Below are 16,056 nucleotides of genomic sequence, written 5' to 3' on the forward strand. Positions count from 1 at the left end.
TACAAATGTAGATGTTATCGATGAGGAAAGATTAATCGCTGCTTAAGTCGAACTCACGTTATTTAGATTTGTGGTTTGGTGTAGAACCAAAATTCGGAGGTGAAAAGATTGAAATAAAGTAACTTTGAAGTGAAGCCTCTTTGTAAAGTTTTTTAACTTTCCTATTTTTGCCAATAGAATTTTGGAAAATCTAAAATCTAAAATCTAAAATCTAAAATTTTAATGTCACGAATTTTAACCGGAATACAAGCAACAGGAACTCCACATTTGGGAAATCTTTTAGGTGCTATTATTCCTGCAATTGAATTATCTGAACAGCAAAAAAACGAATCCTTTCTCTTTATTGCTGATCTGCACGCTCTAACACAGATCAAAGATCCTGAAATTTTTAAGCAAAACACTTACGAAACTGCTGCAGTATGGCTTGCTTGTGGTTTAGATACCGAAAAAGTATACTTTTACAGACAGAGTGATATTCCGGAAGTGTGTGAGCTTTCGTGGTATCTTTCCTGTTTTTTTCCTTATCAGAGACTTACATTGGCACATTCTTTTAAAGATAAAGCGGATCGTTTGCAAGATGTAAATGCCGGACTTTTCACCTATCCAATGTTAATGGCTGCAGATATTCTTTTATACGATGCGGAAATTGTTCCGGTTGGAAAAGATCAGTTACAGCATTTGGAGATTACGCGAGATGTGGCAGAAAAATTCAATCGTCAAATGGGTGATGTTTTTGTGCTTCCGGGAGCAGAACTTCAGGAAAACACAAAATATGTTCCGGGAACTGATGGATTTAAAATGTCAAAATCCAGAGGAAACATCATCAATATTTTTCTTCCTGAAAAAGAACTGAAAAAACAAATCATGGGAATCGAAACCGATTCTAAATCTTTGGAAGAACCAAAAGATCCTGAAACCGACAAAGTTTTTGCTATTTATGAACTGATTGCAGATCCTGCACAAACAGAAGAATTAAGAAAAAAATATCTTGCCGGAAATTTCGGATATGGACATGCCAAAACCGAACTTCTGAATTTAATTTTATCCAAATACTCAAAAGAACGCGAGCTTTTCAATTATTACATGAACAATCTGGAAGAATTGGAAACAAAATTGCAGGAAGGCGCAGAAAAGACTAGAAAAATTGCAGCCGAAACCCTGAAAAGAGTAAGAACAAGCTTAGGAATAAGTTAAGATCCTTTCCAAAAGAAAGGATTTTTTATTTACAAATAATTAAAATTCTCATTCATAACCAATAACATATCAATTTAAACTCTTTGCAATAAATATAAAGCATATCATTCTATTTATCATAAAACTGAGCTAATAAAAAAATAAAATATCATTTTTCAAAAATATAATCTAATAGCAATATAAAATTTTCTTTTCTGAAAGGCTGAAGAAAAAATACGAATTCTAATTCTGTATTACTTAGCCAAAAAGTACTTTATACTTTTGAAGAAAGAAAAAAACAAATGAAAGCAAAATTACTTTTTTTAACAGGTTTGCTATTTTTTGCAAACGGAAACTCTCAGCTTAAAACTATTGATCTGAGCAGTGGTGTGAACGACAACAATTCATTGATGGCTATCAATACTGAAGATCCGGATTGGAAATGTGTTTTGGCTGATAATACGATTGTACCTACAACAACAAGATCTGCGGAAGCCAATTGGTCAAATGCTTTACTTAATAATACGGATCATAGCCTTTGGATAAAAGGAGGTTCTCCGGATGTTGGTTATTATAACTACAAGAGTAAAATTTTTGAAATTCCTGCTAATGCTATCAATGCTGTACTTAATCTTCGAAGTTTGTCTTATGTGCGAAACTGGACAAGTCTTGTAAAAGTAAATGATGATAATTCTGAAACTGCTACACAAATAACAGCTACTATTTGGGATGCTGTAGATGGTGCGGTTGGTTGGTGGAATGGAAGAAGCCCCGAAGTGGTCAATTATTCTTTAGCTCCCGGAAAATATTATATTTTGGTAAAAGTATATTCCAATAATCCTACAAAATGGCAATCTATTGACGTTCACTCAAAAGTAACGTATGAGCTACCGACTTTTGGTGTTTCAGAAACCAAAAAAGATATTGATATTTATCCAAATCCTGCAACTGATTTCATTACAGTTAGTGATAAAAACTTTACTTCTTATAAGATAAGTTCTATTAATGGAGATCTAATTAATACCGGAAAAATTAATAATAGTAAGATTAATCTTCAAAATTTAAAATCAGGAGCATATCTTGTTACCTTAATTTCGGAAGAGCATAAGGAAATCACTAAAAAGGTGATAAAGAAATAAATTTTTATTGATTGATAATTTTAAACCTGTACTCGTGTACAGGTTTTTTTATAGAAAATTCTTAAGCTCAGTTAATGCTTTAATAGTTATAATATTTTCTGCTTCAAGATCATCATTAAAAACATCAAAAAATACAGCTTCCAGGCCAAAAGCTTTTGCACCTTCCACATCTGCAATCCAGTCATCGCCAATCATTATAGACTCTTCTTTTTTAGCCTTTGCTTTTTGCAATGCGTATTCGTAAATTTCAGGTTGTGGTTTTCGGATATTGATTTCATCGGCACTGGTAATGGTTGTAAAGTAATTTTTGATTCCTGAAAACTCGGTTTTTTTATACGTTACTTCCTGAAAACCATTAGACAATATGTGCAATTCATAATTTTTTTTAGATAAATATTCCAAAATTTCCAAAGTTCCGGAAACCAATTCGTTGTAATTCAGAATTTCATCAAGAAAATTATGCTCAAAACGTTGAGATAGAGGCTCATCATCAATTCCAAAAAAAAGAAAAGAATCATAAAAACGATGTTTCCGCAGATATTCTTTATCTATTTTCCCATCTCGGATCTGTGCCCAAAGATTTTCATTAATAGTAAAATATTCTTTGTGAAATTCTTCAAAATCAAGCTGATACTTTTCTCTTACATTCTCACGAATAAAAATATCTTTCAAAGTAAGCCAGGCGTTTTTACGGTGATCCCAAAGTGTATTGTCCAGATCAAAAAAAATATGCCTTATGTTTTTCATAAGGCACAAAGGTAATCAAAATTAATTTTTTTAGTTTTTAGAAACCGTATAACTTTTCCCGGCAGCTTCTACTACTGCAATACTTTTGGAAAATTTTAGTAGAAAGTCAATTGTTTGTTTTCTGGGTTTCAAAACTTTAACAGTAAGAGTGTTGTTTTTTCTCATAGGCAACTCCTTTTTTCTTTGAAACGTTGCTCTGAAAAAAATATTGTATCATCTTGTTAAAATAATATTATTTTCCTCCATAATTTTTCGGAGGTTGATTAAGGCATAGCGTACTCTTCCCAAAGTAGTATTAATGCTGGTATCCGTATGCTCTGCAATTTCCTTGAAACTGAGACCATCAAAAAACCGCAACTTTATTACTTCTTGCTGATTTTCAGGAAGGTAATCTAACATTTTAGTCAAATCTTCATTTATCTGATGCGTAATCAATCTTTCTTCTATATTCTCTTCTTTTTCTGCAATAAGGTCGAAAATAGAAAATTCTTCGCTTTCGAATGAAGTTTCCGAAACCTTGTTAAATTTAGCTTTTAATCTGAAATGATCTATAATAAGATTGTGAGCAATACGTTTTGCCCAAATAATAAATTTTCCCTCTTCATTATAACGGTTTTCCTTGAAGGTAATAATAACTTTCATGAATGTTTCCTGGAAAATATCATTAGCAAGATCTTCATCCATAATTTTGTAAAAGATGAAGGTAAATAAATCTTTCTGATGCCTTTCTATGAGTATAGAAAGAGCCTTTTCGTTGCCATTTTTGTATGTGGTAATAAGTTGGCTATCTGAGTACGTATTCATAAATTTTCCCTTTATTCACAGACTACTCCTCCAGATTTAAAAATCCGAAAAAAAAGGCTGTGTTAGTAATAAAGTAAAAATCTATTCGATAGCTAAAATTTTGAGTCTGTAAAAATAATAAAAAAGTTAATACTTTGTTAATTTTTTTTGCAAAAAAAGCATTTTTTTTCTATTTAGACAAATCATTTATTACTACAAGAGGGATATTTAATGTGAAATTGATATTCAGACCTTTCAATTCCTTCCCATTTATTCCTTGTTTATCTAAAGAAAATCCATAACCTCCTGACAAATCTACAATTCCAAATAATGTAACTCCGATTTTTGGAGCAATGTATTTGGTTGTCACTTCCGCACCTGCCAGAAAATAATATGAATGATAAAAATCTACATTTTTCTCAAAGTTCAGAAGAACATCTCCCTGAATTTTTGGAAGAATTGCAAATTTGGAATGTACCGAACCTATCATTGCAGAAGCTCCCAATCTGTAGATGACATCATCATTATTCAAAAAAAACAATCTTCCTCCTACTTCTCCAAAACTCTGATTTTGGTATGCATACCCAACATTCACCATCTTATGAACGGCAACTTGGGCATTCACTTTCTGAAAAAAGACCAGAAAAAAAAGCGGAAAGAGAACGAAGATTCTTTTCATTATGTTAAGTTGTTTTACGTTCAGCAAAGTTAAATGAAAATCAAAGAATAAAAAACTGCTTTACCAGAAGGAAAAGCAGTTTATTTATTGTAAAAAAGAAATTACAATTGAAACTCTTTTTTAATTTCCTCCACTTTATCCAATTTTTCCCAGGTGAAAAACTCAAGATTATCAATAGTTTTCAGCTCTCCGTTTGGTTTTTTGAACGATTTGCTGCCTACATAATAATCTCTTCCCATATGTCCGTAAGATGCGGTTTCCTGATAAATAGGATTTCTGAGTTTTAGATTTTGTTCGATAGCGAAAGGTCTCAAATCAAAAATTTTCTTCACTTTTTCGGCGATTTCTCCATCATTGAGATTCACTTTAGAAGTTCCATAGGTTGTGATATAAAGACCGCAAGGTTTCGCAACTCCAATTGCATAAGACACTTGTACCAAAACTTCGTCTGCAATTCCTGCTGCTACTAAATTTTTAGCAATATGTCTGGTAGCATAAGCTGCACTTCTATCTACTTTAGAAGGATCTTTTCCCGAAAACGCACCACCTCCATGCGCACCTTTACCTCCATAAGTATCTACAATTATTTTTCTTCCTGTAAGTCCGGTATCTCCATGAGGACCACCAATTACAAATTTTCCTGTCGGATTAATGTGATAGGTAATCTGACCATCAAATAGCTTCTGAATTTCCGGCTTTTGAATTGCTTTTACTCTTGGAATAAGAATTTCGATAATGTCTCTTCTAATTTGTGCAAGCATTTCCTCTTCACTTCCAAACTCGTCATGCTGGGTAGAAACTACGATAGAATCAATTCTTACCGGTTTATGATCATCAGAATACTCGATTGTAACCTGTGATTTTGCATCAGGTCTCAAATATTTTATTGCAGAATTTTCTTTTCTCAAAGCAGAAAGTTCTTTCAAAATAGAATGAGCCAAATCCAATGCAAGCGGCATATAATTTTCCGTCTCGTTGGTTGCATATCCAAACATCATTCCTTGATCTCCGGCTCCTTGAAGATTTGCCCTTGTTTCAAAATCTGCATCTTCTTTTACACGATCTACTCCTTGATTGATATCCGGAGATTGCTCATGAATAGCAGAAATGACACCACAAGAATCTCCATTGAACATATATTCTCCTTTGGTGTATCCAATTCCGTTAATCACATCTCTTGCTATTGTTTGTACATCCAGATATGCATCTGATTTTACTTCTCCTGCCAATACAACTTGTCCTGTTGTCACAAGAGTTTCGCATGCTACTTTGGAAGTGGGGTCAAAAGCTAAGAAGTGATCAATTAATGCATCTGAAATTTGATCTGCTACTTTATCCGGATGTCCTTCGGAAACAGATTCTGAGGTAAATAAATATGGCATTGTTCTATAATTTTAATCAAATTATTTAGAGGGAAAAGAGACTGAACCAAGCCAAAAGTCTGTTTTAGCATTTTTTACGGAGGTTGCAATCAGTCAAATTTTTCCTCATTAAAATTCAGAGGCAAATTTAATATAAATTTTCCGAAAAAAAATTACTGTGGCGAAACATTAATATATTCTTCCGGTTTTTGATTGTAATTCAATTTTTCTTTTAAAGATTGCTTGATAAAAACAGACATTTCATCAAGTATCTTTTGCTTATAGGTTGGTTTATAATAGATCAAAGTAATCTCCCGATAAGGAAATGGTTTTCTGAAGCGAATCACATTTTTTTTCTGCTCGTTAGAAAACTGATCTGTGGCAAGTTCAGGAATGATCGTCATACCACCAATTCTATCCACCATCTGAACCAAAGTATTAATATTGGAAGCATGAAAATCAAGATTTTGAGGCTTCAAACGATTTTCTTTTAGCTGACAAATATTTTCAAATTGTTTGCGAAGACAATTTCCTTCTTCCAAAAGCCAAACTTTGTTTGCGTCTATCTCATCTGGAACAATATAACTATCATTCTTGGTATCAGAATTTGAATCGGAAGAGTATAACATTAGTTCTTCATTGAAAAGGAAATCGTGATAAAACTCTTCTGCTGCATCAAAAGGAGTAGCAATAATTCCGGCATCCAATTCTCCCATTTTCATGGAACGGATGATGTTTTCCGTTGTCATTTCCTTTACATTTAATTGTATTTTGGGGTTCAACTGTAAGAAATCAAAAATTTCTGTCGGAAGTATATATGTAGAAACTGTTGGAATAATTCCCAAATTCAATGTACCTGCTAAAACATTATTAAGAAGACTTGCTTTATTTTTAAGTTCGTTTACAGAATCAATAACCTGTTTTGCTTCTTTTATGATTTCCAAACCTACGTCTGTTGTTCGGATAGGATGCGTAGTTCTGTCAAAAATTTTCACATCCAGTTCGTCTTCAAATTTTTGTATCATTGCGCTCAGAGTAGGCTGAGTAATGAAACATGCTTGTGCAGCTTTACCAAAATGTTTGTATTTATCAACTGCAATTAAGTATTCAAGTTGTTGGATATTCACTTCTAATTAGTTTTATCTATTGCAAATATAATATGTTTTAGCTAAAATCAATCAAAAAAAATAAAAACGCAAATGATAAATAGTAAAAAACAGCGTTTATCAAATATGTAAATCAATACAGAAGCAAATAATATTTTTTTCACCAAAAAAAAGAATACACAGCAAAAAAATCATAAAAAATCATAAAAATATATTAAAAACATGTTAAAAAAAAGAAAAGCTTCTTTTTCTACTTCTTTTTATATAATTTTTCTTAATTTGCATATAATTTAAGTTTTAACCTTTCTCTGTAAGAATGACGTACGAAAATATCATTTTAGATAAAAAAAATGCAATTTCAATTATAACAATAAACAGACCTCAAAGTCTTAATGCACTGAATTCCAAAACAATATCAGAATTAAGTGCAGCTCTTGAAGACTTAGAATCTGATAAAAAAATAAGGGTAATTGTAATTACAGGAAGTGGAGAAAAGTCTTTTGTAGCGGGAGCTGACATTAAAGAATTTAGCGATTTTGGAATGGAAAAAGCTGAAGAACTTGCCAGAACAGGTCAAGAAAAACTTTTTAACAAAATTGAAAATCTTAATAAACCGATAATTGCTGCTGTAAATGGATTTGCATTAGGTGGCGGATTGGAATTAGCAATGGCTTGTCATATCCGTTATGCTTCAGAAAATGCAAAATTAGGTCTTCCTGAAGTTACATTAGGTCTGATTCCAGGATATGGAGGAACACAGCGATTGCCAAAATTAGTAGGGAAAGGTCTTGCAAATGAGTTAATTTTCTCAGCAAAAATGATTTCTGCAAACCGAGCCAAAGAAATAGGATTAGTAAATGAAGTCTTCTCTTTGGAAGAACTTTTGCCAAAAGCGAAAGAACTTGCCGAGACTATTTCTAAAAACTCACCTATGGCTATTGCAAAAGCTATTAAGGCTGTAAACCTCTCTGATACAGAAAAAGGATACGAAGCTGAAATAAAATTTTTCGGGGAAATGTTTGAAACAGAAGACAAAAAAGAAGGGGTAAATGCATTTTTGGAAAAAAGAAAGCCACAGTTTCAATGAAAAATGAATGAAATTTAGTAAATTTGATATAGCATATTTGAAAATGGCGATGGAATGGGCCAAACTTTCTTATTGTAAAAGAAGGCAAGTAGGAGCTCTCATTGTTAAAGACCGAACGATTATTTCTGACGGATACAACGGAACGCCTTCAGGTTTTGAAAATTGCTGTGAAGATAATGATGGAAAAACACATTGGTATGTTCTCCATGCGGAAGCCAATGCAATATTAAAATTGGCAAGCTCCACACAATCCGCAAAAGGAGCAACTCTATATCTGACATTATCTCCATGTAAAGAATGCAGCAAGCTGATTCTACAATCAGGAATTAAAAGACTTGTATATATAGATGATTATTCAGATAATGATGGAATAAAATTTCTAAAAAATCATGAGATTGAAATACTTAAAATACCCGAAAACGAATTAATACAACTAGTGATATAAGATAGAAAATGAACCTTTAAAAAAACACGTGATGAATTGGACAAACAGAATCGATGATTTTGCGAATTTTCTAAAATTCGAAAGAAATTTTTCAGACAACACTTTGGAAGCGTATGTACGAGATTTAGGCAAACTAAAAGAATACGCAGAAGAAGATTTGGGAAACATTTCTCCTGAGGAAATTACCTTTGAGCAACTTCAGGATTACATTTACAAACTTTCCAAAAAGAAGTTAAGTGAACGCTCACAGGCAAGATGGATATCTTCCATCAAAGCATTTTTCAAATACCTTTTAGAAGAAGAAATTCGAGAAGATAATCCGGCTGCTTTGCTGGAAGGTCCAAAACTTGGCCTTTATCTTCCTGATACTTTAAGCTTTGATGATGTAGAAAAAATCGTTAATTCAATTGATACTTCTACAGAATTAGGCAAAAGAAATTACTGTATTATAGAAGTGCTTTATGGATGCGGACTTCGCGTTTCAGAACTTATTGATCTTAAGATTTCTAATATTAATTTCAAAGAAAGCTATCTGAAAGTTGAAGGAAAAGGAAATAAAGTGAGATTTGTACCATTAACTGAGCTCACTATGCAGATATTGAAAGAATATATCTACCAGATACGACCTAAAAACAATATCAAGAAAAAATCAGAAGATATTGTTTTTCTGAATTCTCGCGGTTCTGCAATGTCCCGAGTAATTGTATTCCTGATTATTAAGGAAATGGCAGACAAAGCCGGAATTAGCAAGAATATTTCGCCGCACACTTTCCGCCACTCCTTTGCTACACATATGTTGCAAAATGGGGCAGATCTGCGTTTTATTCAAGAAATGTTAGGGCATTCCAGCATTACTACTACCGAAATTTATACTCACCTTAAAAATGAAGAATTGCGTGAAGCTATACTTAGCTATCACCCGCGAAATGCAGCCGTATGATTGATCTGAAGTATTGTCCGAAATGCGGGAATGAAACTTTGAAATGGGACGGAGAAAAAAAATGGAGCTGCTCCAGTTGCGATTATGTGATGTTTCACAACGTAGCTGGAGCAGTTGCTGTTCTTGTTATTTATAAGGACGAAATAATGTTTACCCGTAGAAATCAGGAACCGAAAAAAGGAAAATTAGATTTATCCGGTGGTTTCACCGATCCGAAAGAATCTGCTGAACACACCTGTGCAAGAGAACTTTATGAGGAGCTTAAACTAAACGTAGATGAAACAAAACTCCAATATTTGGGAAGTTTACCCAATGTTTACCTTTATAAAAACATCCCATATAATACTTTGGATCTCTTTTTCAAATACGAAGTAGAAGACAAGTTTGATGTTTCATTAGAAGAGTCGGAGGTTTCGGAAATTGTCTGGCTCAAGAAAGAAAACATCAATATTGAAGATATTGCTTTTGATTCGCAAAAGCAATTTTTCAGAGAATATCTGAAAAATTAATATCTACCGGATTTCAGGATTGATTCTAAATATTCTGCCAAAACAACAGTTTCCGCAGCGGAAAGTTTTGCTTTTGGGTGATAAACGGTATAACCAGCCAAAGGCATTCTTTTTTGCTTTAAATCTGCCGCACTATTCTCCAGCATATTTTTTTTCAGGTCATTGTTGAAAGTTCTCCATTCTGAAAAATTCAGATGTTCCCTACCTTCATTTACATGATGCTTAATTGACCATGAAATAGGAGCAATGTAGGCATAATTAGGATAGATGGTCTCATTGGAATGACAGTCATAACATGCATTTTTCAAAATTTCCTTTATGTTTTCCGGGGTTTGATGGATATCAACAAAATTATCTTTTTTGTTGACCGGTTTGTTCGTTCTATCTATCGGAATAAACTGAATAACGGCAATAAAAATTAAAAACCAGTAAAGAATTGTTTTAAAAATTTTCATTTTTTAGGAGTTTCAATATTTTTGATTTCAGTGATTTCCGTAGGTTTTTCTTCAGCTTTTGGAAGTGTTTCCGTAGGTTTTTTGGTTTCTTTCAGATTCCAGTTTTCTACAATTTCCCATAAAGGTCTCGCTGTAATTTTTTTGCCCAAATCATATACATCTTCCGGATATATCCCATGTTCAAAATCTGATGCATCCCAAAATCCGTTTTCATTATTATCCACCAAAATTTTTATGGAGTATGTAGCCGGTTTTATTACGTCAAATTTAATTTCAGAGTCCTTTGTATATTTGGAATACACCACTTCGTCTTTATCATTTAAAAGCTGAATCCAGAATTTTTGCTGAGGCGTATTGGTAAGTTTTAACTTTATACTGCCATAGTTTTCAGATTTATCCGATTCAAAATCAAAACGATAAGATTTGGCATTTTTATCAAAATATGAGAAGACCGTTTCTTTTGGAACCGTTAAAGAATATTTTTTGCCTTCTTTGAATTCCGCGTTCACAATAATCTTAAAGGGATTAGTTTCAGATATTTTGGCAGTAAACGGTTGGCTGATACTATCCGAAACTAAAGACCATCGATCAGTATTTATCTTATCCAAAATATAGCTCGAGCTGATCTCAAAGTTATTTTTGGGGGGAAGAAGATTTCCTCTATTGTTTGTAAGCTGCATTTCATTTTTCTGATTCATTCTGTAGAAAATAGAAACTGTATCTTTTTTAATTTCAGTATCATAGCTGAATTTTAGCTGATCGCTTTTTTCAATACCTATATTATCTTTTTTTGCATCAAACCAAATAAATACGGAATCCGATTTTGGTGCATGAGTTACTTTGTAATTTTTGAGATTTTCATTTAAAGATAATGCTTTCACATCATTAGGATTTCCCTGAAACAACATAAGAACACCTCCCGGATTTTCTTTTAATTCCGTGTATTTAAATTTAGGTTTAGATGGAAAAAGATCAACATTAAGCCCAGAAATACTTTTCTCTAAAGTAATATTATCTTTAAGGAAGCCCACATTTTCAACTCCGTCATCAAAAATAGAATTGCCATTTGTATCTTCAAAAGCTAAAACCTTGTAAATTCCGGGTGATAGATAATTCAGCTCATAATATCCATCTGCATCTGCCATTGTAATATAATATGGCTTTTGCTTATAATTGATCGAATCTGAAGCCTTATACAATCCGATTACCAAACTTTTTTCATTGCTTGATGACGAAGATTGTCCTGAAGTTGAGGATTTTGTTGTATTGGATTTTAGTTTATTTTTTATTTCGCCACTTATATATAGATCGTCGATTTTCTCGCCTGTAGAAAATGCAAAATTAAAATAGGGAAGTATATTGCCTTCATTATTATCTTTTATAGCATTTCCGAAATTGAAATTATAAGTTGTATTTGCCTGCAAAGTATCTGTCCATTGAATCAAAATATACTTATTGGCAAGATTTGAAGGAAGTATTTTTTTAATTTTTTTAATGGGGGGAGAAATAATAAGATTTTTGCTGACATTGTTCAGCATTACATATTCATCAAAATCAAGTCTTAATTCTTTCAAATTTTGGGAAACATTCACTCTTGTAGTATCTATATTAGAGCCCACAAGTAAAGGCGGAATAGAATCTTTATTCCCACCAACCGGCGAACCTACCCTTGCGCATGAAAACAATAATAATGAAACTATGAAAAGTAAAAAAAATCTCTTCATAAAATTTTTTTAGCAAATTTAAGAATTTATTTCCCCTTTGAAATCAAATAACAACTTGTTTTGAAAACAGTAGCAAAATAATAGATTAATGACAATTATGATCTTGCATATCAGAAGGATTGTGCACCTGCATTGCAGAAGAAGGAGGAGAAAGATAAGGAATCCCCAATTCCAACCCTCTCAAAATAAAAAGACCTCCTAAAATAATCATCAGTACGGGAATTATTTTTAAAATTTTTGTTCTGAAAGCCTGATTCATAAGATTTCCAGCCAAAACCACAGCAAACATAAACGGAAGTGTACCCAAACCAAAAAGCATCATAAAAAGTGAACTTTGCCAGATTCCTCCTGCTGCAAGAGATGCCGTCAAAGCCATATATACCATTCCGCAAGGAAGAAATCCATTCATAATTCCTGTAAGAAATCTTGATATGTAGTCCGCTTTTTGTAGAAATTTACCCAAATTCAATTTAACAGAATATAAAAATTTGGATAAAAAGGGGATTTTCGAAGCAAAATCTTTCCCACCAAAAGAAAATATTGCCATTATAATGAGAAGAATACCCGAAATAATAGTAAGGATATTTTGAAAACCACTGATCTCAAAACCCTCTCCTACAATTCCTAATAAAGCTCCTAAAAAAGTATAGGTAAAAATCCTTCCAAACTGATAGGTAAGATTTTGGAAATAATAATTAACTGCTTGTTTTTTCGTCAATCCTAAAGAAAGAGCAATAGGACCGCACATTCCGATACAATGAAAACCGGAAGCAAACCCCAATCCTAAAGCTGATATTACAAGCGCTATTTCCATTGAATGTCAAAATCTCGTTGATATTTTATATTCTTCGATACCCATTTTAGTTTCAAAGTATAACTCCCTTTTGCTATCACTTTTTCAGGAATCAGGTACGAATTATCAGGAGACAAGGAAAAATCTTTTTTAATATCCAGATTTTGATCGTCTGTTCTGAAAAGGTAAAAACTAAATTTCGTATTCTGATTATTAAAATTTTTTGGAAAATCTATTTTAATTCCCGAATTATTTAAAAGTATTGCAGGTTTTTCTGCTAATTTATCTGTACGATTTTTAGCATCAATTACCTCCTGATATTGTAATTCCTCTTCGTAATAATTTTTAGAAATAAGTTCGGAATTTTTCTGCCCGTTCGGAAACAGAAAAATCATTCCCAAAATAAACAGGATAAAAGCGGCAAGCGCAATTACAACACCATGTCCCCAAGAAATCTTCATATTTAAAATTGCATTTTAAAAGGTCCTTCAAAATAAGTTTCGTAAGAGTCAATCATTTTACCACTTTTATCAAAAACTCCAATGGTAATATTTTGCTTAGAAAGTTTGATTTCACTTTCCGGGAAACTGATATTAATAGTTCCTTTAGAAATATCATCTTTTTTTGCTTTTATGATACTTTCATTGCTGTATGTAATTTTTCCGTTTTTCGGATCAAGTACCTTAAATGTAAGTGCAATGTTTTCATTGGATTTATTAAGAAGTGTGTAATTAAAAGTATTCACAATTCTTCCATCCTTCACAAAAAATGTACTTCCAGCCGGTTTTATAAATTTGGCTTCCATTGTACCCCTGTTATACAATAGGAAACCTAAAAATCCTACCAAAAGTGCAAGAAAAGCTGCATAGGCTTTCATTCTAGCTGTAAACTTGAATTTCGTTTGATTTTCAATTTCAGCTTCTGAAGCATAGCGAATCAATCCTTTTGGAAGACCTACTTTTTCCATTACTTCATCACAAGCATCCATACAAGCAGTACAGTTTACACATTCCATTTGCAATCCATTTCTGATATCTATTCCTGTCGGACAAACGATAACACACTGGTTACAATCTATACAATCTCCTTTTCCTGCTGCTTTTCTATCCTCTCCTTTTCTCCATTTTGATCTGTTTTCTCCTCTTTTAAAATCGTAAAAAACATTGATGGTTTCTTTATCTATTAAAACTCCCTGCAATCTTCCATAAGGACAAACCAATGTACAAACCTGCTCTCTGAACCAAGCAAATACAAAATAAAATGCTGCTGTAAAGAGAACCATTACCATAAAATTAGTAGGATTAGCAAGAGGGCCTTCTTTTATAATTCTAAAAACTTCCTCATATCCGACAATATACATAATCATAAAATGCGTTATTATAAGAGAAATAATAAGATATATAGTCCATTTCAATCCTCTTTTCCATATTTTCTCTGCATTCCACTCTTGTCGGTCAAGTTTCATTTGTTTATTCCGGTCGCCTTCAATAGCATATTCTATTTTTCTAAAAATCATTTCCAAGAAAATAGTTTGCGGGCAAATCCATCCGCAGAAAATTCTCCCGTATGCAACGGTAAAAAGAATAATAAATATTAATGAAGCTATAGCTCCCAAAGTAAGGATAAAAAAATCTTGAGGATAAAAAGGCTGCCCCAAAATGAAAAAACTACGATCAATTACATTAAACAACAAAACAGGATTTCCATTGATCTTCAAAAACGGAACTCCGAAAAGTATTATCAATAAAAGTATAGCAACTATGGTTCTGTAATTTGTATATTTTCCCTTCGGTTTACGAGGATATACCCATTTTCTTTTTCCGGATTGCTCCATAGTTCCTACAGAATCCCTGAAAGTTTCCGGATCCAAAACCTGGCCTTGTCCACCTCTGTATTCTACTTCTGATTCAGACATTTTATAGAATGGTATAAATAAAAAAACATAATTCCCTGCTTAAAGTTGATTCTCAAACAGCGAATTATGTTTCATGAATTTTGTTTTTAATTTATTATTTCTCCCAGTTGGCTTTAGTTCCTTGCGGAGCCGCACCTCCTTGTGCAGGAGTTACATCCGGAATTTCCTGATTAATATGGTATACATAAGCGGCAATTTTTTCAATTTCTTTTCCTGAAACTTCACCACCTTCACCAAATGCTCTCATGGTCGGGTTATTTTTTGAACCATACCAATCCATGTGGAAAACATTTTTAAATAACGTTTTTTCCGGTTGATTGATCCAAAAATCATCTGTTAAATTAGGACCAATACCACCACGACCATCCGCTCCATGACATGAAGCACAGTTCGTTTTAAATAATTCTTGACCTTCCGGAATATTATCCGCAGAATATACTGCTGTTTCTAAGGTAACTTTAGGAGCATTTTCATTATAAATTTCGATAGCGGCAATTTGTTCTTTATATTCCTGATCGTACTCTTTCAAAGGATGAGCAAAATCGGTAAGAAAATAAGAAGACACATATACAATACAAAACGCTACACCAAACCAGAAAAGACCAAGCCACCATTTCGGAAGCTGATTATCAAGTTCCATAATTCCGTCGAAACCGTGATCGATAAGAATATCTTTTTCCTCGGAAGAAGACTGTTGCTTGAAAGCACTTCTGTATAACCTTTTAAAATAAGGAACTTTTTTTTCTGCAAGATATTCCTGCTTTTCAGTCTCGGTAAGTTTTTTGAATTTATTGTTTTCAATAAGATCACCAATAGATCCATGTATAAAAGCCATTACTAAACTTATTCCTACTGTTCCCCAGAAATACGGATTGGAAATAAAAGCCCAACTCTGTACAAACAAATAGAAAAAAATAGTTAAAAGTGCCAGTATGATTAAAATATTTACGAAAACCGGTGTTCTTTGTCTCATAATAGTTTAGTTGTTTAATGTGTTGCTTTCGTCATTTTCTTTATTCTCGTCATCATTTAATGGTGCATTTTCCTGTTCTTTATAATATTTTTTAGGCCTACTGAAAACGAACCATACAATTCCCAAAAATAAAAGAATAAATAATATCATGGCTATTGTTTGGTAAAGACCTACATTGTCGCCGTTGGATAATATATCTTTAAAACTTTGGGGAATCATTATTTTAT

Annotated in this window: 19 protein-coding genes; 6 read left to right on the top strand and 13 right to left on the bottom strand. The window is 32.7% G+C overall.

Features of this window, described 5'->3' with window-relative positions:
* Window positions 1-222 precede the first annotated feature (222 nt).
* Together trpS and AC2A1C_RS12360 are read left to right on the top strand one after the other, a co-directional pair.
* Window positions 223-1,194 carry a tryptophan--tRNA ligase gene (gene trpS, locus AC2A1C_RS12355; RefSeq protein ID WP_484026044.1) on the top strand — a complete coding sequence of 324 codons (972 nt, stop codon included), beginning with the start codon at window positions 223-225 and terminating at the stop codon, window positions 1,192-1,194.
* Window positions 1,195-1,475: 281 nt separating this feature from the next.
* Window positions 1,476-2,312, top strand: coding sequence for a T9SS type A sorting domain-containing protein (locus tag AC2A1C_RS12360; RefSeq protein WP_484026046.1), 837 nt, complete (start codon window positions 1,476-1,478; stop codon window positions 2,310-2,312).
* Between the two features lie 48 nt (window positions 2,313-2,360).
* Here the strand turns inward: AC2A1C_RS12360 and AC2A1C_RS12365 are convergent, their stop codons facing one another.
* The 6 genes from AC2A1C_RS12365 to AC2A1C_RS12390 all read right to left on the bottom strand — a co-directional run bounded on the left by AC2A1C_RS12365 (window position 2,361) and on the right by AC2A1C_RS12390 (window position 7,009).
* Window positions 2,361-3,059 (bottom strand): YjjG family noncanonical pyrimidine nucleotidase, encoded by a 699-nt coding sequence (locus tag AC2A1C_RS12365; RefSeq protein WP_484026047.1) that lies wholly within the window; start codon window positions 3,057-3,059, stop codon window positions 2,361-2,363.
* Between the two features lie 30 nt (window positions 3,060-3,089).
* Window positions 3,090-3,224, bottom strand: a complete 135-nt coding sequence (locus AC2A1C_RS12370) for a hypothetical protein (RefSeq protein WP_484026049.1) — start codon at window positions 3,222-3,224, stop codon at window positions 3,090-3,092.
* 48 nt (window positions 3,225-3,272) lie between these two features.
* Entirely contained in the window at window positions 3,273-3,863 is a 591-nt protein-coding gene (locus tag AC2A1C_RS12375; RefSeq protein WP_484026050.1) for an RNA polymerase sigma factor, read from the bottom strand.
* 169 nt (window positions 3,864-4,032) lie between these two features.
* Window positions 4,033-4,521 (bottom strand): hypothetical protein, encoded by a 489-nt coding sequence (locus AC2A1C_RS12380; RefSeq protein WP_484026051.1) that lies wholly within the window; start codon window positions 4,519-4,521, stop codon window positions 4,033-4,035.
* Window positions 4,522-4,622: 101 nt separating this feature from the next.
* Window positions 4,623-5,903, bottom strand: a complete 1,281-nt coding sequence (gene metK, locus AC2A1C_RS12385) for a methionine adenosyltransferase (RefSeq protein ID WP_484026053.1) — start codon at window positions 5,901-5,903, stop codon at window positions 4,623-4,625.
* A gap of 152 nt (window positions 5,904-6,055) precedes the next feature.
* Window positions 6,056-7,009, bottom strand: a complete 954-nt coding sequence (locus AC2A1C_RS12390) for a LysR substrate-binding domain-containing protein (protein WP_484026054.1) — start codon at window positions 7,007-7,009, stop codon at window positions 6,056-6,058.
* A gap of 295 nt (window positions 7,010-7,304) precedes the next feature.
* Here AC2A1C_RS12390 and AC2A1C_RS12395 point away from each other — a divergent pair, with 295 nt between their 5' ends.
* From AC2A1C_RS12395 to AC2A1C_RS12410, 4 genes are read left to right on the top strand one after another with little or no spacing between them, the layout of a single operon-like run.
* Complete coding sequence (locus AC2A1C_RS12395) at window positions 7,305-8,075, top strand: enoyl-CoA hydratase/isomerase family protein (RefSeq protein ID WP_484026055.1); 771 nt, start codon at window positions 7,305-7,307, stop codon at window positions 8,073-8,075.
* Between the two features lie 7 nt (window positions 8,076-8,082).
* Entirely contained in the window at window positions 8,083-8,520 is a 438-nt protein-coding gene (locus AC2A1C_RS12400) for a deoxycytidylate deaminase (protein WP_484026056.1), read from the top strand.
* A 31-nt stretch (window positions 8,521-8,551) separates the two neighbouring features.
* The gene (gene xerD / locus AC2A1C_RS12405) at window positions 8,552-9,460 is read left to right on the top strand and encodes a site-specific tyrosine recombinase XerD (protein ID WP_484026058.1); all 909 of its coding nucleotides are present in this window, start codon (window positions 8,552-8,554) and stop codon (window positions 9,458-9,460) included.
* Window positions 9,457-9,969, top strand: coding sequence for an NUDIX hydrolase (locus AC2A1C_RS12410; protein ID WP_484026059.1), 513 nt, complete (start codon window positions 9,457-9,459; stop codon window positions 9,967-9,969). The genes xerD and AC2A1C_RS12410 overlap by 4 nt, the downstream gene beginning before the upstream one ends.
* On the opposite strand, the gene AC2A1C_RS12415 is transcribed toward AC2A1C_RS12410, so the two are convergent.
* The 7 genes from AC2A1C_RS12415 to AC2A1C_RS12445 form a co-directional block, all read right to left on the bottom strand.
* Window positions 9,966-10,424 carry a heme-binding domain-containing protein gene (locus AC2A1C_RS12415; protein WP_484026060.1) on the bottom strand — a complete coding sequence of 153 codons (459 nt, stop codon included), beginning with the start codon at window positions 10,422-10,424 and terminating at the stop codon, window positions 9,966-9,968. The two genes, AC2A1C_RS12410 and AC2A1C_RS12415, sit on opposite strands and share 4 nt — an antisense overlap.
* Complete coding sequence (locus AC2A1C_RS12420; protein ID WP_484026062.1) at window positions 10,421-12,148, bottom strand: Ig-like domain-containing domain; 1,728 nt, start codon at window positions 12,146-12,148, stop codon at window positions 10,421-10,423. The genes AC2A1C_RS12415 and AC2A1C_RS12420 overlap by 4 nt, the downstream gene beginning before the upstream one ends.
* An 85-nt stretch (window positions 12,149-12,233) precedes the next feature.
* Window positions 12,234-12,962: a sulfite exporter TauE/SafE family protein gene (locus AC2A1C_RS12425; protein WP_484026064.1), complete on the bottom strand. Its 729-nt coding sequence runs from the start codon at window positions 12,960-12,962 to the stop codon at window positions 12,234-12,236.
* Complete coding sequence (locus AC2A1C_RS12430) at window positions 12,953-13,402, bottom strand: FixH family protein (RefSeq protein ID WP_484026066.1); 450 nt, start codon at window positions 13,400-13,402, stop codon at window positions 12,953-12,955. Before AC2A1C_RS12430 ends, AC2A1C_RS12425 begins: the two co-directional genes overlap by 10 nt.
* Window positions 13,403-13,404: 2 nt before the next feature.
* Window positions 13,405-14,856: a cytochrome c oxidase accessory protein CcoG gene (ccoG, locus tag AC2A1C_RS12435; protein WP_484026067.1), complete on the bottom strand. Its 1,452-nt coding sequence runs from the start codon at window positions 14,854-14,856 to the stop codon at window positions 13,405-13,407.
* A gap of 94 nt (window positions 14,857-14,950) precedes the next feature.
* Entirely contained in the window at window positions 14,951-15,829 is an 879-nt protein-coding gene (locus tag AC2A1C_RS12440) for a cbb3-type cytochrome c oxidase N-terminal domain-containing protein (RefSeq protein WP_484026069.1), read from the bottom strand.
* Between the two features lie 6 nt (window positions 15,830-15,835).
* Window positions 15,836-16,048, bottom strand: coding sequence for a cbb3-type cytochrome oxidase subunit 3 (locus AC2A1C_RS12445; protein ID WP_484026071.1), 213 nt, complete (start codon window positions 16,046-16,048; stop codon window positions 15,836-15,838).
* Between the last annotated feature and the right edge of the window lie 8 nt (window positions 16,049-16,056).

The organism is Chryseobacterium sp. HNCC26DJ241 (assembly GCF_057180505.1).